Origin of the sequence: Chelativorans salis (assembly GCF_025336525.1) — a bacterium.
In the GTDB taxonomy this organism is placed as follows: domain Bacteria; phylum Pseudomonadota; class Alphaproteobacteria; order Rhizobiales; family Rhizobiaceae; genus Chelativorans; species Chelativorans salis.
In genome coordinates this window covers 79,706-102,707 of sequence record NZ_JAOCZP010000013.1, presented here as the reverse complement: position 1 = coordinate 102,707, position 23,002 = coordinate 79,706, and the positions used below count along the sequence as shown (strand labels likewise).

Sequence of the window (23,002 nt, the reverse complement as noted above, 5' to 3'; positions counted from 1 at the left end):
CGAAAGGCTGTCAGGGACCCATTCCGGAATCTGGAAGAGTCACGGAATGGGTCCCGGCCCTCTCTACGCTTCGCTTCGTTCGGCCGGGATGACAGCGCGGGGCGCGGTTCAGCGCACAGACTGAAGAAACATCGCACTCCTCCCCGCCTGACCGGTGCCGGCGCGGGTCCGGTCTCCACAGGACGGACCTGATGTCCGGTACCGGCCAGAGTGGGAGGACGGAGGACAGGTGAGACAATTTTCCCTTCTGTCGCGGACCGCCGGCGCGGCCTTCATGACACCGGCGGGGGTGCTGATCGGCGCCTTCGTCATCGCGCCCTTCTTCTGGGTCATCTACGTCTCCTTCACCAACCGGACGCTGCTCGGCCGCACTGCGCTCAATCCGGAGTTCGTTGGGCTTGCCAACTACATCTCCCTGTTCGACGCGGGCTCCTTTTTCACGCGCGGCGAGTTCGGCTTCTCGCTGATCCTTACCGTCCAGTTCGTGCTGTTCTCCGCGCTCATCGGGCAGGCGGTACTTGGCATGCTGCTCGCCTGGATGCTGCAGTCGGTGCCGAAGTCGCTCAAGCGGCTGACCGAGATGGTGGTGATCGCAGCCTGGATCCTGCCGGAGGTGGTGATCGCCTTCGCCTGGTTCGCCTTCCTCGATTACGACGACGGCACGCTGAACATGATCATGGATGCGCTCGGCCTGCCGCGGGGGGACTGGCTGCTCTCATTCCCCTTCTGGGTGATCGTTGTCTTCAACACCTGGCGTGGGACGGCCTTTTCCATGATGCTGTTCAACTCGGCCTTCTCGTCGATCCCGCCGAGCTACTTTCAGGCGGCGGATGTGGCGGGGGCCTCGAGCTGGCAGAAATTCCGCGACATCGGCCTGCCGCTCATCCGTGGCCATGTGGTGACCGACCTGATCCTCATCACCATGTGGACCTTCAACGTCTTTACGCCGTTCCTTCTGACGGCGGGCGGGCCGTCCTACCGCACGGAGATCCTGCCCATCTACACCTACCGCGTCGCCTTCCGCGATTTCGAGTTCGGCAAGGGGGCGGCCGTGGGCGTCATCGTCATGCTGATCAATCTCGTCTTCGCGCTGTTCTATCTCTGGGTGGCGCGTAAGCGGACGGCAAAGGTGGTGGCATGACGCGCTATATGAGCCTTTATTTCACGCGCATCGGCTTTTCTGTGGCGACGGCGCTGATCGGCGTCTTCTTCGCGCTACCGCTGGTGTGGTTCATCTTCGCGCCGTTCAACCCGCGTGCGGAGCTGGGACTTGCCATCCCCGACCCGTTCTCGCTCTCCAATTTCGAGACGGTGTTCCAGAACACGTTCGCGCTTCGTGGCCTGTGGAACAGCCTGCTCCAGAGTGTGGGCGGGGTGGTGCTGGTTGGCGGCGGCGCCACGCTCGCCTCCTACGCGCTGTCGCGCTCGCCGATTCCGGGCAAGCACATCATCACCTATATCCTGCTTCTCTTCTCCTCCGTCGTTGCCGGCTCGGCGGCGATGGTGCCGATCTTCCTGATCATCAACGGCATGGGGCTGATCGATACGCATATCGCGGTGATCATGGTTTTTGCCGGCGGGCTTCTGCCTACGGCCATGTTCATCCTGCGCGACTTCATCGACGGCATCCCGAGAAGCTATGAGGAAAGCGCCATGGTGGCCGGTGCCTCGCCGGTGCAGGCCTTCTTCGACGTGGCGCTGCCGGTCATCCGGCCGGGCGTCGTGGTGGTTGTCGTGTGGGCTTTCGTCAACATCTGGGGGAGCTTCCTCATCCCCTTCATCTTGCTTCGCTCCAGCGAGAAGATGCCGGCCTCGGTCGCCATCTATTCCTTTTATTCGGAGGCCGGCACGCCCATCGTCACGCTGCTTGCGGCCTATTCACTCATCTATTCGCTCCCTGTCATCGCTCTCTATCTCTTCGTGAGCTGGAAGTTCGGCTTCCGGTTCTTCGGCGGCATCAAGGCTTGATTCTTCAATGGCTTCAGTCAGTTTCGACAGCGTCACCAAAAGGTTCGGCGACTTCACCGCGGTTTCCAACCTCGGCATCACCATCGGCGACGGCGAGTTCGTCTGCCTGCTCGGCCCATCGGGTTGCGGCAAGACGACGACGCTCAGGATGATCGCTGGGCTGGAGACGCCCAGCGCGGGCCGCGTGATGATCGGCGAGCGGGACGTGACCTTCATGCACCCAAAGGACCGGAAGATCTCCATGGTCTTCCAGGACTACGCGCTCTATCCGCATATGAATCTCGCCGACAACATCGCCTATCCGCTGAAGGTGCGCGGCGAGAGCCAGGAGAAGCGCCATGCGCGCGCCCGCGAGGTTGCGGACATCCTGAAGATCGGTCAGCTTCTGGAGCGCATGCCTTCGCAGATCTCCGGCGGTCAGCAGCAGCGCACATCGCTCGCCCGCGCGCTGGTCTATCCCTCGGACGTCTATCTTTTCGACGAGCCGCTCTCCAATCTCGACGCCAAACTGCGGCTGGAAGCGCGCGGCTTTCTCAATCACTTGCAGCGCGACCTGGGGATGACGGCGGTCTACGTGACCCACGACCAGGCCGAGGCCATGGCGCTTGCGACCCGCATCGCCGTGATGGATGCCGGCATCGTGGTGCAATATGCGCCCCCGCTCGAGGTCTATCGGCGGCCGGCCACCACCTTCGTCGCCAATTTCGTCGGCAATCCGCCCATGAACTTGCTTCCCGTCGAGGCGATGATCTCGGACGGTGCGCTGCACCTGAAGGCGGTCGGATTGGCGACGGCGCCCCTGCGGGTGACGCGCGCAGCGGCGAAGGCGCTGGAAAGCGGCAAGAGCCTGACGCTGGGCGTGCGACCGGAGCACCTGTCGCTTGCCTCTGGCGGCGAGGAGAACACAATCGCCGGTCAATTGTTTGCCAACGAGAACATGGGCCCCGAGGCACTGGTGACGCTGGAGCGCGAGGATGCCGCACGCTTCACCGCCCGCATCTTCACCGACGAGATGGTGGCGCTGGAAGGCCGCGTGACGCTCGGCTTCTCCTCCGATCATATCCATCTCTTCGATGAGCGGGGCCTGAGGCTGCCGCTCGATCATGAAGAGGACTGACGTGCCGACGCGCAAGGTGCATATCACACCCGCCGGCAAGGGACGTTCGCCCTACTTCTACGTGCCCTTCGATGTGTCGGAGGGCACCACGCGCCTAGATGTGACGATGCGCTATGCGCGGGCGGACGACTGCATCATAGATTTCGGCTGTGCCGATCCGCGGCTTGGCGACTTCCCGAGTGAGGAGGGGTTTCGCGGCTGGAGCGGCGGGGCGCGCGAGGCTTTCTTCATCGCCGCCGACGATGCCACGCCCGGCTACGTCCATGGGGAAATGCCCGCCGGCAGATGGCGCGTGATCCTCGGGCTCTACAAGGTTCCCGCGCGCGGCGTGGATGTCGAGCTGACGTTTTCGTTCGACAACGCGCCGCGTCCGCTGGTGCCGCAGCCGCAGCCTTCGCGGCCGGTGCGACAAGGCGCCGGCTGGTATAAGGGCGACCTGCACTGCCACACCTTCCACTCCGATGCCAAGGGCAGCCCGGAGCTGCTGCATGCGGCGGCGAGGCAGGCGAGGCTCGACTTCCTCGCCGTCTCCGACCACAACACCATCACCCAGCGGCGCTATTTCCATGTGCACTCCTCGCCGGATCTCGTTTTCGTGCGGGCCATGGAGGTGACGACGGAGCATGGCCACGCCAACGTCTTCGGCGTCGACGAGTGGGTCGACTTCCGCATGAGCCGACCGGAGGATGCGCATGCGCTGTCGCGTATCGTCCGCGAGAAGGGCGGGCTTCTCTCGGTGAATCACGACAAGCCGCCGATCCCGTGGAACCATGCGCTTCCCGAGATCGACTGTATGGAGGTCTGGCAGCAGGCTTGGCTTTCCCGCAACTGGGTGTCGCTTGCCCGCTATCAGGAGCGGCTCGCGGCGGGGCTAAGGATTGCCGCTATCGGCGGAAGCGACTTTCACCAGCCTGACCGGCTGATGCCCGAGGGGCCGTTCGTGCTTGCGCGGCCGACGACGGTGTTGTGGCTTGATGAGCTTTCCGAGGAGGCAGTGCTCGCGGCGATGAAGGCTGGGCGCGGCTACGTCACCGAGAGCCCGTCCGGACCGCATCTCGCGCTTACGGTGGATGGGGCGTCGATGGGGGCGACGGTTCGCGGAGGACGCGCCGAGGCGCATGTGAAGGGGGCGGCGGGTGATCTGCTTGCCTGGTTCGATGCGCGTGGCGAGATCGCGCGGGTGCCCATCGACGAGGATGATCAGACGCTGGCTCTTGAGGCGGAGTTCCGCGGTTTTGTGCGCTGCGAGGTCTTGGCGGATGCCAGCCATGCCGGGCTGATGGAGGAATTCCGCGCCGCGCTGGGCGAGGGGCCTTTGCCCTGGCAGTTGTCGGAGGCCGAGGTTGCCGCCGAGCCGCTGCGCAGGGCGGTGTCCAATCCGGTCTATGTTGTGGGGAGGGGGTGAAAATGGCTTGGTCGGCACGCTTTCGCGCCCCCCTCTGCCCTGCCGGGCATCTCCCCCACAAGGGGGGAGATTGCGACGGCCGCTTGCTCCGGCATCTCTTCAGTAACGTCGGCGATTGGCGCAGGTCGTTGCGACAGCCGATCTCCCCCCTCGGGGGGATGCCCGGTAGGGCAGAGGGGGCGTGACGGACACCGGCATCTCAGGTGCCACACCACCCGATCTCCAATTAGGAGGTAAGGCATGTTTCTGTCCAATGCCCCGTGTTCCTGGGGTATCTTCTATCCCGACAACCCGCGCGTCAGCGCAGATGCCTATCTGGATGAGGTGGCGGCTGCCGGTTACGCGGGCACCGAGCTTGGCCCCTACGGCTTCCTGCCGACGGACCCGGCGGCGCTTGCGGATGCACTCGGCCGGCGGGGCTTGAGCCTTGTTGGCGGGGTCCATGTGCATGCCTTTTCCGTGCCGGAAAGCGCGCCTGCGCTTCGGGCGGACATCGAGAAGATCGGCCGCCTGCTCCATGCGCTGGGTGTCGATCAACTCGTGCTGATGGACGAGGGGAACATCTATCCGCCCGACGCCGTGGGCCGGCTGGACGAGAGCCAATGGCGGGCGATGACGGTGATGCTTGGGGACGCGCGGGCGCGGCTTGCCGGGGAGTTCGGCATTGCGCTGACGTTCCATCCGCATGTGGCGACGGCGGTCGAGTTCGAGGCCCAGATCGACCGGCTGCTTCAGGATACCGATATCGGCCTGTGCTTCGATACGGGGCACCATGCTTTTTGGAACCAGGACCCGATTGCCTATATGGAAAAGGTCTGGGACCGCATCGGCTACATGCACCTGAAGAATGTGGATGCCACGGTGCGCCGGCGCGTTCTCGACAAAAGCCTGGGCGTGCGTGAAGCCTTCGAGGCCGGGGTCATGTGTCCGCTGCCGGACGGTGCGGTGGACATCGCCGCGGTGATGCGGATGCTCCAGGGGCGCGGCTTTAGAGGCCCGGTGGTCGTCGAGCAGGACTATTTCGAGACCGCGGGCGAAAGCGCGGCCCAGCTCGCGCGACGCAACGCCCGATTTCTGAAACCGCTTCTCGGGGAGACAAGCCGATGACGATATCTGTCGGCCTGATCGGACTGGGCGAGGTGGCCCAGCTCATGCATTTGCCGCTTCTGGCGGACGATCCGCGCTTTAAGATCGCCGGCGTGTGCGACGTCTCGCCCAGCCTGGTCGAGGCCATGGGCACGCGCTACGGCGCCGAACTCCGCACCGCGAAGGCGGAGGAGATCTTCTCCGCGCCGGAGATCGACGCCGTCTTCATCCTGGCGCCGGACTATCTCCACGCCGAGCTTCTTAGCCGGGCGATGGAGGCGGGCAAGCATGCTTTCATAGAGAAGCCGGTCTGCCTGACCAGCCGCGAGCTTCTGCCGCTCATCGAGCGTGACAAATCCAATCCGAAGACGGTCTTCGTCGGCTATATGCGCCGCTATGCCCGACCCTTCCTGGCGCTGAAGGAGCGCATGCCGGCGCAGGGCGACATCCGCCACGTGCGCATTCGCGACCTGATCCGCGAGTCGCACTTCTTCGTCGACCAGACGCGCCATATCGTGCGGCCGACGGACGTGCCCTCGGATGTTGTCGCCGAGGGGTGGGCGCGTACGGACGCGCTGGTGCGCGAGGTGATGGGTGCGGAGGCGGCTCGTGATGCGCTGCGCGCCTATACCGTGCTCACCGGCCTTTCCTCGCACAGCTTCTCGGCCATGCGTGAGCTGTTTGGCCAGCCGAAGGGTGTTGTCGGAGCCAGGCAGACGGGTGGCGAGTCCCTCGTCGTCTTGTTCGACTACGGCCATTTCACCTGCGTCTACGAGGCGATCATCCATGACGTCGCCCGCTTCGATGCCGGCATCGAGGTGCTGACCCAGGACGCGCACTACCGCATCAACTACGACACGCCCTATATCCGGAACCTGCCGACGCGGCTGGAGATCACCCGCTCGACCGACCATGAGACGGGAACGGAAATCGTCGGCCCGTTCTACGAGGACGCCTTCCGTGTCGAGCTCGACGCCTTTCACGAATGCGTGACCACGGGGGCGCGGCCCAAGACCGATCTCCAGGATTCCCTTGCGGATCTGGAGCTCTTTGCCGAAGTCGGCAGGCTCTTCTAACTCTTTGCGCCGGAACAAGTGCCGGGCGGCGGTGTTGTGTGCACTGCCACCAATGCGTTTCGGGCTGCCTGAGGCGGCCGGTTCGCGATGGCGGAAAGGGGAAGATGAGCCTTTCACGAAGAGCGATCCTGAAGGCCTCGGGCGTCGCGGCCGTCACGGTTGCCTCTGGCGCACGGGTGCCGGAGGCGGTCGCGCAGGGCGGCGATCCCGGCAGCTGGGAGTGGCTGCGCGGGCTGTTCGACCTGTCGCCCGATACAGTGCATATGAGCAGCATGCTGCTTGCCTCGCATCCGCGGCCGGTGCGCGAGGCGATCGAGGAGCATCGCCGGGCGCTCGATGCGGATCCGGTGCGCTATCTGGCGCGCAACGACAACCGGCTGACCGCGGCCGCCCGCCAGGCCGCCGGCGAGTATCTCGGCATCCACTCCTCGCACGTGGCGCTGACCGACAGCACGACCATGGGCGTCGGCCTGGTCTACACGGGCTTGAAGCTGCGCCCGGGCGACGATGTGCTGACCACCACGGAAGATTACTACGTCACCCACGAATCCCTTCGTCTCGCCGCCGAGCGGACCGGTGCTGCGGTGCGCAAGATCCCGCTCTTCGAGCGGGTCGAGGAAGCGAGCGAGGACGAGATCGTGACCCGCATTGTCGAGGCGGTGCGGCCGCGCACGCGGCTTGTGGCGCTCACCTGGGTGCACTCCAATACAGGCCTGAAGCTTCCCGTCGCCGCCGTGGCCGCGGCACTGCGCGAGGTCAATGCCGAACGCGACGAGGAGGACCAGGTGCTGCTCGGCCTCGATGCCGTGCACGGCTTCGGCGTCGAGGATGCGCGATTTGCAGAGCTCGGCTGCGACTTCTTCATGGCCGGCTGCCATAAATGGCTGTTCGGCCCGCGTGGCACGGGCATAGCAGCGCTCAGCGACAGAGGCCTTGCCTTGGCACGCCCTTCGATCCCCAGTTTCACGGACGATGCCGTCTTCAGCGCCTGGCTGCAGGAGGACGGCGCGCCGCCCGGCGGCAACAGCGGCCCGCGCATGACCCCCGGCGGCTTCAAGCCGTTCGAACACATCTGGGCGCTTCCCGAAGCTTTTGCGCTGCATAGCCAGATCGGCCGCGAACGCGTGGCCGAGCGCACCCACGTGCTGGCCGGCGCTCTCAAGGACGCCTTGTCAGGGCTACCCAACGTCGCCGTGCGCACCCCTCGTGATGCAAGCCTTTCCGCCGGCATCGTCTCGTTCGACGTCGAGGGCGCGCATCCTGAAGCCGTCGTCTCCAGCCTGCGCAGCCGCAACATCATTGCTTCCGCTGCGCCTTATGCCGTGCAGCATGTGCGGCTGACACCGAGCATCCGCAACAGCGAGGGGGAGATTGAGCGGGTGGCGGCGGCGCTACGGGAAATCGTCTGATCCGCCGCCCGTGCGGCGGAACAGGAATTGTGCAACGGGGTTGGGAGGCGGAGCCAAGACGAGAGGAGGAAACCATGGCCTGGAAAGCCTTGTTGGCCGCAGGTACCCTGCTGCTGCCGGCACATGTCCATGCACAGCAATATGGCGAGCTGCATACGGTCGAGACCAATGTCTTCCGCCCCGAGCAGAGGGAACTCAGCGACGACCTCGTGCAGCAGCTTCAGCTTCCTGACGGCTTTTCGGTGACGCTGTTTGCCCGCGATCTTCAGGGGCCGCGCATGCTGGCCGTGGGCGAGGATGGTACCGTCTACGCAACTGGTCCGTCGCAAGGGGAGGTCATCGCGCTCGACGGTGCGGGGAGCGAGCCGCGCACGGTCGCCTCCGATCTGGCGGGGGTCCACGGCATCGCCATACGCGATCGGCGCATGTATCTGGCCACGGCAACCGAGATCATGGCTGCCGATATCGGCGATGACGGCTCGCTGGGCGAGATGGAGACGATCATCGACGATCTGCCGGGCGGCGGCCAGCATGCCCGCACCACCATTGGCTTCGCACCCGACGGCGCGCTCCATGTCAACATGGGCAGCTCGTGCAATTCCTGCTTCGAATTGACGGAGGAGAAGGCGGCCGACCTCCGCGTCAATGTCGAGGACGGCAGCCGCTCCGTCTTCGCCCATGGCCTGCGCAACCATCTCGGCTTCGACTGGCACCCCGAGACGGGGCAGATGTGGGCTACTGACCAGGGCGTTGACCATCGCGGCGACGAGTTTCCCGGCGAGGAACTGAACCTCATCGAGGAAGGTGCTCATTACGGCTGGCCCTTCTGCATCGGCGACCGTGAGCCGGACTGGATGAGCTTTACGGAGCCGGAAGGCGCGGAGAAGGGAGAATACTGCCGCAACGAGACGGAGGCCCCGACGCTCACCTTCGATGCCCATGCCTCGGCGCTCAACCTGGTCTTCTATGATGCCGAGCAGTTCCCCGAGGAATACCACAATGATGCGTTCGTGGCGCTGCACGGCTCCTTCAACCGCGCCGAGCCTGCAGGTTACAAGGTCGTGCGCGTCGTCTTCGAGAATGGTGAGCCGCAGCAGGTGGAGGACTTCCTCACCGGCTTCCTGATCGAGGACGGCCAGGCCCACTTCGGCCGCCCCGCCGGCCTCGCCATCGCCGCCGACGGTGCGCTGCTCGTCGCCGACGATGCGAACGGGGCGATCTACCGCATTGCCCACGAATAGGGCGGCGGCTGCATCCCCCGGAGCGTCAGCTGTCCGCGAAGGTCAGCTGCACCTTCACGGCGCGGCTGCGGTCGCCGGCGCGCTCGAAGGCGGCCACGGCGTCTTCCAGCGGGAAGCTGCCGGAGATGATCGGGCGCACATTGATGGCGCGGCTGTCGATGAGGCGGACGGCCTCGGCGAATTCGGCGTCGAAGCGGTGCGAGCCTATGAGGTTGATCTCCTTGCCGACCAGGAGATTGACGGGAATGGGAAGCTCGCCCGTCACGCCCACCTGGACGATGGTGCCCTGCGGACGCACGGCCTGGATGGCGGATTTCAGGGCGGGTGCGGCGGCGGAGCATTCGAAGGCGAGGTCGAAGGTGCCTTTTTCCTCGGAGTAGGGCTCGAGCGCTTGCGCCTCTGCGGCCACGTTTACCGTCTTCGTAGCGCCCATGGCGCGTGCCACCTCCAGCGGTGGGTTTTGCAAGTCGGTGATGACGATCTCGGCCGCTCCGGCATGGGCGCACGCCGCCACGGTGAGGACGCCGATCGGCCCGGCGCCGGTCACTAGAACGCGCTTGCCTTCGGGCGTGCCGGCGCGATTTACTGCGTGCAGGCACACGGCCAGGGGTTCTGCCACGGCAGCCTCGGCAAGGCTCGTTTCGGGGCCGATCCGTTCGCATTGGAACGCTTGCGTAACGATCAGGTCGCGGAAGCCGCCCTGCTCGTGGGGGAAGCGCATGGCCGAGCCGTAGAAGCGCATGGAAAGGCAATGCTGGCGCAGGCCCTCGCGGCAATAGCGGCATTCGCCGCACGGCCGGCTCGGGTTGAGCGCCACGCGGTCGCCGGGGCTGAGGCCTTCCACGCCCTCGCCTACGGCCTCGACAGTGCCCGCGACCTCATGGCCGAGGATGATCGGCTCGCGCACGCGGATGGGGCCGAAGCCGCCGTCGTGGTAGTAATGCAGGTCGGAGCCGCAGATGCCGCCGGCGCCGACGCGCACCAGCGCCTCGCCGGGGCCGGGGGCGGCCACCGGCTGGCGCTCGATGCGGATGTCGTGGGCGCCGTAGAGACGGCAGACTCGGGTTTCCATATCTTGATACCTCAATCGAACAGAAGGCTGGGCAACCAGGTCGCCAAGGGGGGATAGTAGGAGACCATGAGCAGCACCAGGATGTTTGTCAAAAGAAACGGCGCGATCGCCTTGACCACCGGCGCCAGCGGCAGCCGGGCGATGCCCGCACAGACGAACAGACAGACGCCGACGGGTGGCGTGGTCAGCCCTATCATCAGGTTCAAAACGGCGAAAGTGGCGAAGTGCAGTGGCTCGACGCCGACGCTCTGTGCCAGCGTGAGCAGCGGCACGAAGAGCACGATCAGCGCGGCGATCGTCTCCATGAACATGCCGATGAAGAGCAGGAACAGGTTGATGAGCAGGATGACGAGGAACTTGTTCTCCGTCACCGAGAGCACGGCGCTGGCGACGGTCTGCGGGATGCGCTCGGAGACGAGGATCCAGCCGAAGACGTTGGCGAAGCCGACCAGCGCCAGGATGGCGGCGGAGGAGACGGCGCTGTCGACAAGCACCTTGGGGACCATCTTCAGCTGGAGGTCGCGGTAGATGAAGGCACCGACGATGAAGGCGTAGACGCTGGCGACCACCGCCGTCTCGGTCGGCGTCATCATGCCGGAGAGCAGCCCGCCGACGATGAGCGCAGTCATGGCCAGCGCCCAGAAGGCGCCCATGAAGGCGCGGCCGAGCTCGGGGACGCCCTGCCAGGGCTGGCGCGGGAAATTGCGGCGCACGGCGATGATATAGACCGTCACCATCATGGCGAGACCGAGAAGGATGCCGGGCACGGCGCCGGCGATGAACATGCGGCCGACGGAGATGCCCGACAGCGAGCCGACGATGATCATCGGCACGCTGGGCGGGATGATGGGGCCGACGGTGGAGGAGGCGGCGGTGACGGCGGCGGAAAAGTCGGCCGGGTAGCCGGCCTTCTTCATACCCGGGATCATGACGCCGCCGATGGAGGCCGCATCGGCCACCGCCGTGCCGGAAATGCCGCCGAACAGCATCGAGCCCGCCACGTTGGAAAGACCTAAGCCCCCGCGCATCCAGCCGACCAGCGCATTGGCGAAGCGGATAATGCGCTCGGTGATGCCGCCGTGGTTCATCAGGTTGCCGGCGAGGATGAAGCCGGGGATGGACAGGAGCACGAAGACATCGATGCCCGCATACATCTTCTGCGGCATCACGACGAGCGGGATGCCGGCGGCCAGCAGATAGCACATGGAAGCGAGACCGAGTGTGACGGCCACGGGAATGCCGGCGGCGAGACCGCCGATAAAGACGCCGATGAGGATGGCGAGGTTCATTGTGGTAGGTCCGGGTCGACGGCTGGGCGCCCGTCACTGCGCCCTGCCAGCATGGCGACGGCGCGCAGGAGGGCGAAGAGGAACAGAGAGCCGATGAGAACGAGAACGCTCGCGTGGATGAAGCTCATCCGCCAGCCGAGCGCCGGCGAGGTCTGCAGGTTGCCGATGACGGTGAAGCGCCAGGCCGGCAGGATCAGGGCAGCGCACAGGACGATAGTTGCGGCGGCGGAGACGAAGCGCAGGAGGACGGGCAGGCGGCCCGGCAGGGCTTCGCTGACGATGTCGACGTTGACGAGATCGCCGCTGCGGTAGGAAAGGCCGGCACCGAAGGCGGCGAGATAGAGCAGGGCGAAGCGGGTGAGTTCCTCCGTCCAGACGGGGGATGAGGAGAAGACGGAGCGGCCGAGAACCTGGACCAGCACGGCGAAGATCAGCACCGCGAAGGAGAAGCCTACCGCAAACCGGCAGAGGGTTATGAGGGCGGTGTGGAGGTGGGGCGGCATATGGGCTCCGGGGTGAGCGCTTTAGGTGAGGTCGGCCACAGGGAGATGCCGGTGTTCCTTGGCGCCCCCCTCTGTCCTGCCGGACATCTCTCCCACGAGGGGGAAGATTGGCCATTGTGTTGGCTCTCGCCAGCGGTGCAGAAGAGGCGCCGGAGCAAGCGGCGCGAGCCCGACCCCGCGCCGCCCACATTGCTTCATGATCAATCCGCGAACAACTGCTCGACGGTCGGCTTGATCTCCTCGTTCACATTGGCCAGAACCGCGTCCTTGGCCTTCTGCGCAAAGGCATCCTGGTCGACTTCGACGAAGGTCATGCCGTTCTCCTGGAGCGTCTCGGCGAGGCGCTCCTCGTCGGCGAGGAACAGCTCGCGCTCATACTCCTGGGCACGGCTCGCCGCTTCCATCACCGCTTCCTTGTCCTCATCGGAGAGCTTGTTCCAGGTGACCTCAGAGATGGTGAGGTAGATCCAGGAACGCACGTGCTCTGTCAGGTTTACGTGGCTCTGCACCTCGTTGAAGTTTGCCGAGTGAATGAGCGCCAAGGGGTTTTCTTGGGCGTCGATGGTGCCGTTCTGCAGTGAGGTGAAGACTTCCGAGAAGGCCATCGGCGTCGGCTGGGCGCCGAGCACCTCCCACACGTCGACGAAGAGCGGCACGTTCGGCACGCGGAGCTTCAGACGGTTGAGCTCGTCCGGCGAGGTGATCGGCCGGTTGGAGGTGAGGTTGCGCGGGCCACGCGCGAAATAGGCGATGGGACGGATTTGCGCCTTCTCGATGATCTGCGCTTCGATCTGGTCGCCGATCTCGCCGCTGGCCACCTCGTCCATCTCTTCCAGAGAACCATAGGCATAGGGCACGGCAAGCAGCGCGGCCTTGGGTGCCCAGTTCTGCAGGCTCTCGCCGGTGATCGTCATGTCGGCGGTGCCGAGCTGCATGCCGTTGATGAGGTCCATCTCCTTGCCGAGCGACTCGTTGGGGTAGACCTCGACGGTGATGCGCCCGTCGGTGAGCGCCTCGAGCTCCTCGCCGAACTTCACCGACGCCTTGTGCCAGGTGTTCTCCTCGTTGGCGAGATGGCCGAGCTTCAGCGTCATCTCCTGCGCCAGCGCCGAGCCGGCGAAGATGACGCCGGCCACCAGCGCCGTCGTGAATGTAGACAATGGTTTCATGGTGTTTCCTCCTTGTTGATTGTGATGGTTCGGTCCGCCGTTTCAAAAAAATCCGGTCGTGCCTCGGCAATTGCCGGAAGATCTATCAGAATCTTGCGCAGATGGCCGCGCATGGCCTGTTCCGCCGCTTGTGCGTCGCGCCGGGCGATGGCCTCGGCGATCTCCGTATGCTGGGCGACGAGCGCGCGCTTGGGGAAGTGCAGGGCGCTCAGGTAGCGCACCCGGTCCATCTGCGCTTTCACTTCCTCGATCATCTTCCAGGCATAAGCCTTGCCCGCCGCCTCGGCGAGCGTACGGTGGAAGCGCTCATCGAGCGCGATGAAGCGGTCAGCCTCGTTGTCCGGCAGTTCCCGCTGGATCGCGAGCTGGCCGGTCAGTTCCTTGACGAGCGCCTCGTCGGCTTCTTCGGCGACCAGCTTGACGATGTCTGCCTCGATGGCCTCGCGCACGAAGCGTGCGTCCATCACCGCCGCCGGCGAGATCTTTCGGACCAGCGTGCCACGCTGTGGGCGGATTTCCACCAGACCGTCCTCGGCGAGCTTGATGAAGGCCTCGCGCACGGGCTGACGGCTGAGTGAATAGGTCTTGGCGACCTCGGATTCGGAGATCAGGCTGCCGGGGGTGAGGTCGGCGCCGATGATGCGCTCGCGCAGGATGCGGTAGAGCTGCGGCCCGATTGGCGCGCCCTGCTCCAGCGTCCATTCCCTGCGCGGTTCGACGTTCATCGGCACTTGCCTCCCGAAGGGTATTTAGCTCCATACTTCCATACTAGTCAACAGGAAGGGTTCCTGCTACCAATTCGCTTCACGGGGGCTGGTATGGAACCGGCGGGGCGGTCGACGCTTGTGGCGAGGTGAAGAGGAGTATCGATGAGGCAGACGTGGCGCTGGTTCGGGCCGAGGGATCTCGTCTCGGTGGATGACATGCGGCAGGCGGGTGTGGAGGGCGTCGTCTCGGCGCTGCATCACGTGCCTGCGGGCGCGATCTGGGAGCCGGCGGAGATTGCCAAAAGGCAGGACGATATCGGCCGCATGTCCGACGGCCGGCCCTCGGGGCTCAACTGGGAGGTGGCGGAGAGCCTGCCGGTCTCCGAGGACATCAAGCGGCAGACGGGCGCCTGGCGCGAGCACGTCGCCAATTACAAGACGAGCCTGAAGAACCTTGCGGCCGCGGGCATCGAAGTCGTCTGCTACAACTTCATGCCGGTGCTCGACTGGACGCGCACGGATCTCGCCTGGCGCCTGCCGCACGGCGGCACCTGCATGCGCTTCGACTTCGCGGACTTCGCCGCCTTCGACATCCACATCCTGAAGCGGCCGGGGGCCAAGGACGACTTTCCCGCTGAGGTGGCGGAGGAGGCTGCCCGCCGCTTTGCCGGAATGGACGAGGCGCGGCAGGAGGCGCTAGCCCGTAACGTCGCCTTCGGTCTTCCGGGTGCTGCCGAGCATCTGACGCTGGACGGCCTTCGGGCGCATCTCGAGGCTTATGGTGCCATTTCGGCGGATCGGCTGCGCAGTCACTTCATTGCTTTTCTGGAAGCGGTGGTGCCGACGGCGGAGGAGGCGGGCATCCGGCTCTGCTGCCATCCGGACGACCCGCCGTTCCCGCTGCTCGGCCTGCCGCGCATCATGTCGACGGAGGCCGACTACGCGGCCATGATGCAGGCGGTCGATTCCCCCGCCAACGGCATCACGCTGTGTTCCGGCTCTCTCGGCGCGCGGCCTGACAACGACCTGCCGGGCATGATGCAGCGGCTGGGTGAGCGCGTGTACTTCCTGCACCTGCGCAATGTGAGGCGCGAGAGCGACGCCGTTGCCGGCTCTTTCTTCGAGGACGAGCATCTTGCCGGCGGCACCGATATGGTGGCGCTGATTGCCGAGGTGCTGAAGGAGGAGGCGCGCCGCAGGGCGTCCGGGCGGGCCGATCATTCGATCCCCATGCGGCCGGACCACGGGCAGGACATCCTCGACGACCTTAAGCGCCAGGCGCAGCCGGGCTATCCGGCCATCGGCCGGCTCAAGGGACTGGCGGAATTGCGCGGCATCATGACGGCGCTTTCCCATCCGCAATACGGGCTGGCGCCATGAGCGGGCGGCTCGGCATTGCCGCGCTTGCCGGCCTGCCCGCCGCCGTCGCGCGTCCTGCCTACGATCCGGCTCGCTTCGGCGCCGGCATCGTCCATATTGGACTCGGCGCGTTTCACCGGGCGCATCAGGCCGTTTATACGGACGCTGCCCTTGCCGAGGCGGGCGGCGGCTGGCGCATCGACGGCATCAGCCTGCGCAGCACGGAAATCGCCGATGCGCTGAACCCGCAGGATGGGCTCTACACGCTGATCGAGCGCGGCGAGGAGGGGGTCTCGGCGCGGGTGATCGGCAGCATCCGCAAGGTGATCGCCGCGGCGCACGATCGCCAGGCGCCGCTGACTGCCCTTGCAGCGCCGGAGACCCGCATCGTCAGCCTCACCGTCACCGAGAAGGCCTATGGCATCGACCGGGCGGAAGGGACGGTGGACGCGGCGCACCCGGCGATCATCGCCGATCTCGCTGATCCGCGAGCGGCGCAAGGCGTGCTCGGGCTTCTCGCGGAGGGATTGCGGCTCAGGAAGGAGAGGGGGCTTCAGCCCTTCACCGTGCTTTGCTGCGACAACCTGCCGGACAATGGCCACCTCGTTCGCACGGGCCTGATTGATTTGGCAAGAAGACTCGATCCGGCTTTCGCCGATTGGATCGGCGAGCATGTCGCCTTCCCCTCGACCATGGTCGACCGCATCACCCCGGCGCCCACTGACGACACGCTGGCGGAAGCCGAGCGGCAACTGGGGGTGCGCGATCTGGCGGCAATCGAGACGGAGCCGTTCTCGCAATGGGTAATCGAGGACCGCTTCCCCACAGGCCGGCCTGAATGGGAGCGGGGCGGGGCGATCTTCGTGGAGGACGTCGCCCCCTACGAGGCGATGAAGCTTCGGATGCTCAACGGCACGCATTCAATGATAGCCTATGCGGGGTACCTCTCTGGCCATAGGTATGTGCGTGACGTGATGGCCGACGCGGCACTTGCAAAGCTCGTGCACCGCCACCTGAAAGCCGCGGCCGCCACGCTGGCGCCGCTTGAAGGCATCGACACGGGCGACTATGCGGAGGCGCTGGCGCGCCGCTTCGCCAACCCGGCAATCGCCCACGAGACCTACCAGATCGCCATGGACGGCACGGAAAAGCTGCCTCAGCGTATCGCGGCGCCGGCGCTGCACGCGCTGCAGCACGGCCAGGATCTCCGCCCCTTCGCCTTCGCGGTGGCCGCATGGATGCGCTACTGCCTGGGTCGCACGGACGACGGTGCGGGCTATGCGCTGCGTGATCCGCGGGAGGAGGCGATTGGTGGGGCGCTGGCGGGCGTTGGGAAGGATGCGCGGGGGATGGTTCGGGCGCTGTCGGCGTTGCCGGGGGTTTTTCCCGTCGAGTTGGCGAGGAATGAGCGCTGGGATGATTTCGTTGCCAATATTCTTTCAGAAATGTTGGCGAAGGGCATGATGCACGCAGCGAAAGAGGAAGCTCTCTCCGCTGGTAGCTGAAAGCAAGCGAGACGCTTTGGCCAGAATATCTCCTGGCGACTAAATCTCTCGCGCTTCAGATGTAGTTGCACGTGCGCACGCTACTCCATGAAGAGCTAAAGAAAGCCGCCCCGCTTGACGGGGCGGCTTTAGGCAAAAGACGGTCGGCACTACTCCTTCGTCACCAGCCGGTAAAACACGAAGTCCGAAGTTGCGCCGTTGACGTAGCCGTTCACGTCCTTGTCCATCGCCACCTGATAGGAGGCCTGGAACATGATGACGATCGGCGACGTCTCCTGCACCCGTTTCTGCAGCTCGACATACATCTCGTTGCGCTTTTCGGGATCGGACTCGGCCAGCGCCGCCATGGTCATCTCGTTCATCTCGTTGGGCACGGCCCAGGCGTTCCGCCAGGTGGTGGTGGCCTGGTAGTTGTCGTCGGAATTGTCGCTGTTATAGGCGAAGGCCTTGGCGTTGGAGTGCGGGTCCATGAAGTCGGGGCCCCAGTAGAGCAGCATCGCCTCGTGGCTGCGCTCGCGGTATTTGGTGATGACTTGCGAGCCGGTGCCGGGGATGATGTCGAAGTTGATGCCGGCGTCGGCGAAGCTTGCCTGAAGCGACTGCGCCATGTCGGTGAAGGGGGTGGAGTTGATGACGTCGAGGGTGACGTTGATGGGCGTCTCCACGCCGGCGTCTTCCAGAATCTGCTTCGCCTTTTCGGGGTCGTAGGTGTAGGGCGTCTCGTCATAGGAGCCGGGGAAGCCCTCGGGCCAGAAGGCCTGGTGGATCTCCATCTGACCTTTCAGGAAGCTGTCGACCATGCCCTCGTAATTGACGAGATAGCGCGCGGCCTCCCACAGGGCTTCCGCCTGCAGGGCCTCGACTTTCTGGTTGAAGGAGAGGAAGTGGACGGCGGCCTGCGGAAAGGTCTCGACCTTGATGTCGTCGCTGGTGATCCCGGCGATCTGGTCGGGCGTCAGGTTGCGCGCCATGTCGACGTCGCCTGAAGTGAGCAGAAGCTGCTGGGTGGCGGCCTCGGCCACGTGCTGGATCAAGACACCCTCGATCTTGGGTCCCTCCTTGAAGTAGTTCGGGTTCGCCTTGAAGCGCACCAGCTCGCCCGGTCGATAGGTCTGGAGTTCGAAGGGACCGGAGCCGGCGGAGTTGGCGTTGAGCCACTTGTTGCCCATGTCGCCGTCTTCCTCGTGCTCCATCACGGTCTTTTCGTCTACGATGGAGGCCGGGCGGGCGGCCAGAACGTTGAGCACGAAGGCCGGCGAGAACTCGCCCTCATACTTCACCGTCACTGTGTTGCCGTCGGCGGTGACCATCTCCTCCACGCTCTCCGGCGTCCAGCCGAGCTGGGCGAGGATGAAGGCGGGCGTCAGGTTGAGCTTGATGACGCGGGCGAAGGAGAAGACGACATCCTCGGCGCGCACCGGGTTGCCGGAATGGAAGGTGGCATCGCCGCGCAGCGTGAAGGTGATGGTCTTGGCCTCGGCGTCCGCCTCCCACTCGGTGGCAAGGCCCGGGGCGAGCACCGTCGGGTCTTCCGCGTCGTATTGCACGAGGCGGTCGTAGACGTTGGTGACGAGCTCGCCGGAGGAGAACTCGTAGGCCTGCGCCGGGTCGATGGCGACGATGTCGTCGATGTTCTGGGCCACGACCAGGAGGTTGGGCGGAGTGACGGCGAAGGCCGTACCGGCGAGCGGCAGCGACATGGCTGCCGCCAAGAGGGCTGATTTCAGAAGTTTCATGGTCTGCGCTCCCTGTTTCTGGAGGTTTTCTGTTTTGTCTCGCCGCCGACGATCACGTCCGGCCTGCCGAGTGCTGTTCGGTTTGCCGCGTTGAAGAGCGCCAGCGTACCAGTCCACAGCATGCGTGCCGGCTCGTCGTTGGGATTGGCCCAGGCGTGGGGGACATTGCCGCGGAAATGCAGGCTGTCGCCGGCCCGCATCACCATCTCCTTGCCGTCGAGAACCTGGGTGATGGAGCCCTCCAGGATGTAGATGATCTCCTCGCCCTCGTGGCTCACCGTCTCCGAGGCGTAGCCGGGCGGCACGGTGAGGATGAAGGACGAGAGAACGTTACCGGGGAACTCGGTGCCCAGCCGCTCGTAGACGATGGACGAGCCGTCGACGGAAAAGCGCTGCCGTGTCTCGGCCCGCGTCAGCGCATCCTCGGCGCGCGGGGTGGCGATGAAATAGTCGAGCGGTACGCCGAGCGCGCGGGCGATCTGTGCCAGTGTGCCGAGTGTCGGCGTGGCGTTATCACGCTCGACCTGGCTCAGATACCCGACCGAGAGGCCGGCGGCCTTGCCGAGTTCCTGGAGTGTCAGCCCGAGCTTGCGCCGGCGGGCGCGGATGAGGACGCCCAGCCTTGCTTGAACATCGTGCTCGGTTTGCTCGAGGCTGCTCAAAACTTTTTCCCCCACAAAAATTTTTTTGATGTAAGCAGACTTCTTTGTATGCTCCAAGCGGTTTTTTCGGCGGGCTGCCGCGTCAGCGGCTACTCTATCCGACGCCGGATATGTCTTCTCAATGGGGTCCCTGTGGCGTTCGAACCATCACCAGCAGAAACCGGCACGCGCATGAGTGCCGGGGTCATGGCCGGGCAGGCGGCGCGCGGCGTGGGCGGCATTGCCCGCTTCATTCTGGTGGTGGCGGCGACCTTCCTCGGGCTTTTGGCAATTACCTTCTTCATCGGGCGTGTGGTGCCGATCGATCCGGTGCTCGCCGTGGTGGGCGACCGGGCGACGCCGGCGGTCTACGAGGCGGCGCGTGAGCGCATGGGGCTCGACCGGCCGCTCGTCGTGCAGTTCTTCTCCTATGTCGGTGATGTGCTCACCGGCAATCTCGGCCGGTCCATCTCAACGGGCAGGGCGGTGGTTGACGATCTCGGCCGTTTCTTTCCCGCAACGCTCGAGATGGCGACGGTGGGCATCCTGATCGGGGTGGTGCTTGGCGTGCCGATGGGCGTCACCGCTGCGACGCGGCAGGGGAGCCTGAGCGATCAGGTCATCCGCGTGTTGGGCCTGCTCGGTTATTCCGTGCCGGCCTTCTGGCTGGGGCTGGTGGGGCTTGCCGTCTTCTATGCAGGCCTCGGCTGGGTGGCGGGGCCGGGGCGCATCGACATCTTCTACGAGGGGCTGGTGGAGCCGGTGACCGGGGTCTACCTGATCGACAGCCTGCTGGCCGGCGAGACGGAGGTTTTCTGGAACGCGATGAGCCACCTGCTCCTGCCGGCCTCCATCCTCGGCTTCTTCAGCCTCGCCTACATCGCCCGCATGACGCGCTCCTTCATGCTCGACCAGCTTTCGCAGGAATATGTGACGACGGCGCGGGTGAAGGGCGTGCCGGAGCGGCGGGTGATCTGGCGCCACGCCTTCTATCCCATCCGCATTCAGCTCATCACCGTGATCGGGCTTTCCTATGCGAGCCTCCTCGAAGGCTCGGTGATGATCGAGACCGTCTTTTCCTGGCCCGGTATCGGCCGCTATCTGACGGTGGCGCTTCTGAACGCCGACATGAACGCCGTGCTCGGCGCCACGCTGGTGATCGGCTCGGTCTTCATCCTCATCAACAAGCTCTCCGACGTGCTCTACCGCATACTCGATCCGAGGGCGCGGCGATGAGTGCCGTGCGCGACTGGCTGCTCGACGATTCCCCGTCCTCGCGTCTGCAGGCGAGCCTTGGGCGCACCTGGCGCAGTTTTTCCGCGCTGATGCGCAACCCGTTGGCGGTGGCCGGCGCACTCATCATCCTGGCGCTGATCGTCATGGCGATCTTCGCGCCGTTGATCGCGCCATATTCGGCCACCGGGCAGGACCTCGCCAATCGGCTGATGCCGCCTTCGGCCATCCACTGGATGGGCACCGACGAGCTCGGCCGTGATATCTTCTCGCGCGTCGTCTACGGCTCGCGCATCACGCTCATGATCGTCACCATGGTGGCTGTCATCTCGGCGCCTATCGGGCTGCTCGTCGGCGCCATCTCCGGCTATTTCGGCGGCTGGGCGGACCGCGTGCTGATGGGCATTACCGACATCTTTCTCTCCATGCCAAAGCTCATCCTGGCGCTCGCCTTCGTGGCTGCACTCGGGCCGGGCATCGAGAACGCCATCATCGCCATCGCGATTACCGCCTGGCCCGTCTACGCCCGCATCGCCCGCGCCGAGACCATCACGTTCCGAGATTCGGAGTTCATCGCCGCGGTTCAGCTACAGGGCGCCTCGTCGGCGCGTATCATCCTGCGCCACGTCCTGCCGCTCTGCGCCTCCTCCACCATCATTCGCGTCACGCTCGATATGGCCGGCATCATCCTGACGGCCGCCGGGCTCGGCTTCCTGGGCCTGGGTGCCCAGCCGCCGATGCCCGAGTGGGGTGCGATGATCTCCAGCGGGCGCAACTTCATCCTCGACCAGTGGTGGGTTGCCACGATGCCGGGCTTCGCCATCATCGCCGTCAGCCTCGGCTTCTGCTTCCTGGGCGACGGGTTGCGCGACGTGCTCGACCCCAAGCAGAGGGACGGGCGATGACGGGGCCGCTGCTTTCCATCAAGAACCTCACGGTCACCTTCCCGACGCCGAAGGGGCCGGTGGACGTGGTGCGTGGCATCTCCTTCTCGCTCGGACGCGAGCGGTTGGGCATCGTCGGTGAGAGCGGTTCCGGCAAATCGATGACGGGGCGCTCCATCCTCAAGCTGATCCGCCCGCCCGGACGGGTGACGGCGGACGAGATGGTGTTCGACGGCATCGATCTGATGGCTGAGAGCGAGCGGCGGATGCGGGCGCTGCGCGGGGCGCGCATCTCCATGGTGATGCAGGACCCGAAGTTTTCGCTCAATCCGGTGATGACGGTGGGCGAGCAGATTGGCGAAGCATTGCAGACCCATCGGCCGATGCCACGGCGCCAGTTGCGCGCGCGGGTGCTGGAGATGCTCCACGCCGTGCGCATCAACGAGCCGGATCGCGTGGCGGATCTCTATCCGCACGAGGTGTCGGGCGGCATGGGGCAGCGGGTGATGATCGCCATGATGCTGATCCCAGAGCCCGACCTCCTGATCGCCGACGAGCCGACATCGGCGCTTGACGTGTCGGTGCAGGCGCAGGTGCTCGACATCATCGATGAGCTGGTGACGGGGAAGGGCATGGGGCTGATCCTCATCAGCCATGACCTCAACATGGTGGCGCGCTATTGCGACCGCATCCTGGTGATGAACGGCGGGGAAATCGTCGAGGAATGCGCGGCGCGCGACCTCGACAAGGCCAGGCATCCCTACACGCGCGGGCTGCTTGCCGCCATGCCGCGCATGGACGAAGATCGGGAGGAACTGCCGGTCCTCGACAGAACCGCATGGGCGGCGACATGAACGCCATCGAACTCACCCATCTCGACATCGCCTACGGGCCGACCAGGGTCGTGCATGACGTGTCGCTCGCGATCGCCGAGGGAGAGAGCTTTGCACTGGTGGGCGAGAGCGGCTCGGGCAAGTCGACCATCCTCAAGGCGATTGCCGGGCTGGCGCCGGACTGGACGGGAGAGATCTCGGTGCTCGGCAGCCCACGCGCGCACCGGCCCGACCGCGGCTTTGCGAAGTCCTGCCAGATGGTGTTCCAGGACCCGTACGGCTCACTGCACCCGCGCAAGACGGTGGACGACTGTCTGGCCGAGCCGCTTGCCGTGCATGGCCTCAAAGGGCGCGACGGCCGGGTGAAGGCGGTCCTTGCGGCCGTCGGCCTCGACCAGCGTTTCCGCTTCCGCTACCCGCACCAGCTTTCCGGCGGGCAGCGGCAGCGCGTGGCGATTGCCCGCGCGCTGATGCTGGAGCCGCGCATCCTCCTCCTCGACGAGCCGACATCGGCGCTCGACGTTTCGGTGCAGGCGGAAATCCTCAACCTTTTGAAGAAATTGCGCCGCGAGCAGGGGCTGACCTATCTTCTCGTCACCCACAACCTGCCCGTCGTCTCCTTCCTCTGCGATCGGCTCGCTGTCATGCGGCACGGCCGCATCGTCGAGGTGGCGCATGTCGAGGCGCTGAAGAGGGGTGCGCTTGCCGAACCTTATTCACGCGAACTTTACGCCGCCAGCGGTGGCACTCTCCAACCAGCATAAATCGG

General features: G+C 65.4%; 21 protein-coding genes. 14 read left to right on the top strand and 7 right to left on the bottom strand.

Features of this window, described 5'->3' with window-relative positions; translation table 11 throughout:
- Nucleotides 1–229: 229 nt before the first annotated feature.
- From N5A92_RS25700 to N5A92_RS25665, 8 genes are all read left to right on the top strand, one after another.
- Nucleotides 230–1,141 (top strand): carbohydrate ABC transporter permease, encoded by a 912-nt coding sequence (locus N5A92_RS25700; RefSeq protein ID WP_260907336.1) that lies wholly within the window; start codon nucleotides 230–232, stop codon nucleotides 1,139–1,141.
- Nucleotides 1,138–1,968: a carbohydrate ABC transporter permease gene (locus N5A92_RS25695; RefSeq protein ID WP_260907335.1), complete on the top strand. Its 831-nt coding sequence runs from the start codon at nucleotides 1,138–1,140 to the stop codon at nucleotides 1,966–1,968. The genes N5A92_RS25700 and N5A92_RS25695 overlap by 4 nt, the downstream gene beginning before the upstream one ends.
- Nucleotides 1,969–1,975: 7 nt before the next feature.
- Nucleotides 1,976–3,085: an ABC transporter ATP-binding protein gene (locus tag N5A92_RS25690; protein WP_260907334.1), complete on the top strand. Its 1,110-nt coding sequence runs from the start codon at nucleotides 1,976–1,978 to the stop codon at nucleotides 3,083–3,085.
- Nucleotides 3,072–4,490, top strand: coding sequence for a CehA/McbA family metallohydrolase (locus N5A92_RS25685; RefSeq protein ID WP_260907333.1), 1,419 nt, complete (start codon nucleotides 3,072–3,074; stop codon nucleotides 4,488–4,490). The genes N5A92_RS25690 and N5A92_RS25685 overlap by 14 nt, the downstream gene beginning before the upstream one ends.
- Nucleotides 4,491–4,730: 240 nt before the next feature.
- A complete protein-coding gene (locus N5A92_RS25680) occupies nucleotides 4,731–5,597 on the top strand; it encodes a sugar phosphate isomerase/epimerase family protein (RefSeq protein ID WP_260907332.1) in 867 nt (288 codons plus the stop codon).
- Complete coding sequence (locus N5A92_RS25675; RefSeq protein ID WP_260907331.1) at nucleotides 5,594–6,652, top strand: Gfo/Idh/MocA family protein; 1,059 nt, start codon at nucleotides 5,594–5,596, stop codon at nucleotides 6,650–6,652. Before N5A92_RS25680 ends, N5A92_RS25675 begins: the two co-directional genes overlap by 4 nt.
- A gap of 104 nt (nucleotides 6,653–6,756) precedes the next feature.
- A complete protein-coding gene (locus tag N5A92_RS25670; protein WP_260907330.1) occupies nucleotides 6,757–8,061 on the top strand; it encodes an aminotransferase class V-fold PLP-dependent enzyme in 1,305 nt (434 codons plus the stop codon).
- A 74-nt stretch (nucleotides 8,062–8,135) separates the two neighbouring features.
- A complete protein-coding gene (locus N5A92_RS25665) occupies nucleotides 8,136–9,302 on the top strand; it encodes a PQQ-dependent sugar dehydrogenase (RefSeq protein ID WP_260907329.1) in 1,167 nt (388 codons plus the stop codon).
- A 25-nt stretch (nucleotides 9,303–9,327) separates the two neighbouring features.
- Here the strand turns inward: N5A92_RS25665 and N5A92_RS25660 are convergent, their stop codons facing one another.
- From N5A92_RS25660 to N5A92_RS25640, 5 genes are all read right to left on the bottom strand, one after another.
- Nucleotides 9,328–10,374 carry an L-idonate 5-dehydrogenase gene (locus tag N5A92_RS25660; protein ID WP_260907327.1) on the bottom strand — a complete coding sequence of 349 codons (1,047 nt, stop codon included), beginning with the start codon at nucleotides 10,372–10,374 and terminating at the stop codon, nucleotides 9,328–9,330.
- An 11-nt stretch (nucleotides 10,375–10,385) separates the two neighbouring features.
- Complete coding sequence (locus tag N5A92_RS25655; RefSeq protein ID WP_260907325.1) at nucleotides 10,386–11,663, bottom strand: TRAP transporter large permease; 1,278 nt, start codon at nucleotides 11,661–11,663, stop codon at nucleotides 10,386–10,388.
- Complete coding sequence (locus tag N5A92_RS25650) at nucleotides 11,660–12,166, bottom strand: TRAP transporter small permease (RefSeq protein ID WP_260907323.1); 507 nt, start codon at nucleotides 12,164–12,166, stop codon at nucleotides 11,660–11,662. The genes N5A92_RS25655 and N5A92_RS25650 overlap by 4 nt, the downstream gene beginning before the upstream one ends.
- 200 nt (nucleotides 12,167–12,366) lie before the next feature.
- Nucleotides 12,367–13,335: a TRAP transporter substrate-binding protein gene (locus tag N5A92_RS25645; protein ID WP_260907321.1), complete on the bottom strand. Its 969-nt coding sequence runs from the start codon at nucleotides 13,333–13,335 to the stop codon at nucleotides 12,367–12,369.
- Nucleotides 13,332–14,060: a GntR family transcriptional regulator gene (locus tag N5A92_RS25640; RefSeq protein ID WP_260907320.1), complete on the bottom strand. Its 729-nt coding sequence runs from the start codon at nucleotides 14,058–14,060 to the stop codon at nucleotides 13,332–13,334. The genes N5A92_RS25645 and N5A92_RS25640 overlap by 4 nt, the downstream gene beginning before the upstream one ends.
- 144 nt (nucleotides 14,061–14,204) lie before the next feature.
- Between N5A92_RS25640 and uxuA the strand changes: the two genes are divergently transcribed.
- Nucleotides 14,205–15,422 (top strand): mannonate dehydratase, encoded by a 1,218-nt coding sequence (gene uxuA, locus N5A92_RS25635; protein ID WP_260907318.1) that lies wholly within the window; start codon nucleotides 14,205–14,207, stop codon nucleotides 15,420–15,422.
- A complete protein-coding gene (locus tag N5A92_RS25630; protein ID WP_260907317.1) occupies nucleotides 15,419–16,906 on the top strand; it encodes a mannitol dehydrogenase family protein in 1,488 nt (495 codons plus the stop codon). The genes uxuA and N5A92_RS25630 overlap by 4 nt, the downstream gene beginning before the upstream one ends.
- Nucleotides 16,907–17,055: 149 nt before the next feature.
- Here the strand turns inward: N5A92_RS25630 and N5A92_RS25625 are convergent, their stop codons facing one another.
- On the bottom strand, nucleotides 17,056–18,642 hold the full coding sequence (locus N5A92_RS25625) for an ABC transporter substrate-binding protein (RefSeq protein WP_260907316.1): 1,587 nt from the start codon (nucleotides 18,640–18,642) through the stop codon (nucleotides 17,056–17,058).
- Nucleotides 18,639–19,304 (bottom strand): helix-turn-helix domain-containing protein, encoded by a 666-nt coding sequence (locus N5A92_RS25620; protein WP_260907314.1) that lies wholly within the window; start codon nucleotides 19,302–19,304, stop codon nucleotides 18,639–18,641. Before N5A92_RS25620 ends, N5A92_RS25625 begins: the two co-directional genes overlap by 4 nt.
- 186 nt (nucleotides 19,305–19,490) lie before the next feature.
- Here N5A92_RS25620 and N5A92_RS25615 point away from each other — a divergent pair, with 186 nt between their 5' ends.
- From N5A92_RS25615 to N5A92_RS25600, 4 genes are read left to right on the top strand one after another with little or no spacing between them, the layout of a single operon-like run.
- Nucleotides 19,491–20,519 (top strand): ABC transporter permease, encoded by a 1,029-nt coding sequence (locus N5A92_RS25615; RefSeq protein ID WP_260907363.1) that lies wholly within the window; start codon nucleotides 19,491–19,493, stop codon nucleotides 20,517–20,519.
- Nucleotides 20,516–21,421, top strand: coding sequence for an ABC transporter permease (locus N5A92_RS25610; protein ID WP_260907312.1), 906 nt, complete (start codon nucleotides 20,516–20,518; stop codon nucleotides 21,419–21,421). The genes N5A92_RS25615 and N5A92_RS25610 overlap by 4 nt, the downstream gene beginning before the upstream one ends.
- Nucleotides 21,418–22,254, top strand: a complete 837-nt coding sequence (locus N5A92_RS25605; protein ID WP_260907310.1) for an ABC transporter ATP-binding protein — start codon at nucleotides 21,418–21,420, stop codon at nucleotides 22,252–22,254. Before N5A92_RS25610 ends, N5A92_RS25605 begins: the two co-directional genes overlap by 4 nt.
- Complete coding sequence (locus N5A92_RS25600; protein WP_260907308.1) at nucleotides 22,251–22,997, top strand: ABC transporter ATP-binding protein; 747 nt, start codon at nucleotides 22,251–22,253, stop codon at nucleotides 22,995–22,997. Before N5A92_RS25605 ends, N5A92_RS25600 begins: the two co-directional genes overlap by 4 nt.
- Nucleotides 22,998–23,002: the final 5 nt, after the last annotated feature.

Excerpts from the sequence above, each read along its gene's own strand:
- N5A92_RS25695 (WP_260907335.1), top strand. The coding sequence starts at position 1,138 with ATGACGCGCTATATGAGCCTTTATTTCACGCGCATCGGCTTTTCTGTG.
- N5A92_RS25690 (WP_260907334.1), top strand. The coding sequence starts at position 1,976 with ATGGCTTCAGTCAGTTTCGACAGCGTCACCAAAAGGTTCGGCGACTTC.
- N5A92_RS25685 (WP_260907333.1), top strand. The coding sequence starts at position 3,072 with ATGAAGAGGACTGACGTGCCGACGCGCAAGGTGCATATCACACCCGCC.
- N5A92_RS25680 (WP_260907332.1), top strand. The coding sequence starts at position 4,731 with ATGTTTCTGTCCAATGCCCCGTGTTCCTGGGGTATCTTCTATCCCGAC.
- N5A92_RS25675 (WP_260907331.1), top strand. The coding sequence starts at position 5,594 with ATGACGATATCTGTCGGCCTGATCGGACTGGGCGAGGTGGCCCAGCTC.
- N5A92_RS25670 (WP_260907330.1), top strand. The coding sequence starts at position 6,757 with ATGAGCCTTTCACGAAGAGCGATCCTGAAGGCCTCGGGCGTCGCGGCC.
- N5A92_RS25665 (WP_260907329.1), top strand. The coding sequence starts at position 8,136 with ATGGCCTGGAAAGCCTTGTTGGCCGCAGGTACCCTGCTGCTGCCGGCA.
- N5A92_RS25660 (WP_260907327.1), bottom strand. The coding sequence starts at position 10,374 with ATGGAAACCCGAGTCTGCCGTCTCTACGGCGCCCACGACATCCGCATC.
- N5A92_RS25655 (WP_260907325.1), bottom strand. The coding sequence starts at position 11,663 with ATGAACCTCGCCATCCTCATCGGCGTCTTTATCGGCGGTCTCGCCGCC.
- N5A92_RS25650 (WP_260907323.1), bottom strand. The coding sequence starts at position 12,166 with ATGCCGCCCCACCTCCACACCGCCCTCATAACCCTCTGCCGGTTTGCG.
- N5A92_RS25645 (WP_260907321.1), bottom strand. The coding sequence starts at position 13,335 with ATGAAACCATTGTCTACATTCACGACGGCGCTGGTGGCCGGCGTCATC.
- N5A92_RS25640 (WP_260907320.1), bottom strand. The coding sequence starts at position 14,060 with ATGAACGTCGAACCGCGCAGGGAATGGACGCTGGAGCAGGGCGCGCCA.
- uxuA (WP_260907318.1), top strand. The coding sequence starts at position 14,205 with ATGAGGCAGACGTGGCGCTGGTTCGGGCCGAGGGATCTCGTCTCGGTG.
- N5A92_RS25630 (WP_260907317.1), top strand. The coding sequence starts at position 15,419 with ATGAGCGGGCGGCTCGGCATTGCCGCGCTTGCCGGCCTGCCCGCCGCC.
- N5A92_RS25625 (WP_260907316.1), bottom strand. The coding sequence starts at position 18,642 with ATGAAACTTCTGAAATCAGCCCTCTTGGCGGCAGCCATGTCGCTGCCG.
- N5A92_RS25615 (WP_260907363.1), top strand. The coding sequence starts at position 19,491 with ATGGCCGGGCAGGCGGCGCGCGGCGTGGGCGGCATTGCCCGCTTCATT.
- N5A92_RS25610 (WP_260907312.1), top strand. The coding sequence starts at position 20,516 with ATGAGTGCCGTGCGCGACTGGCTGCTCGACGATTCCCCGTCCTCGCGT.
- N5A92_RS25605 (WP_260907310.1), top strand. The coding sequence starts at position 21,418 with ATGACGGGGCCGCTGCTTTCCATCAAGAACCTCACGGTCACCTTCCCG.
- N5A92_RS25600 (WP_260907308.1), top strand. The coding sequence starts at position 22,251 with ATGAACGCCATCGAACTCACCCATCTCGACATCGCCTACGGGCCGACC.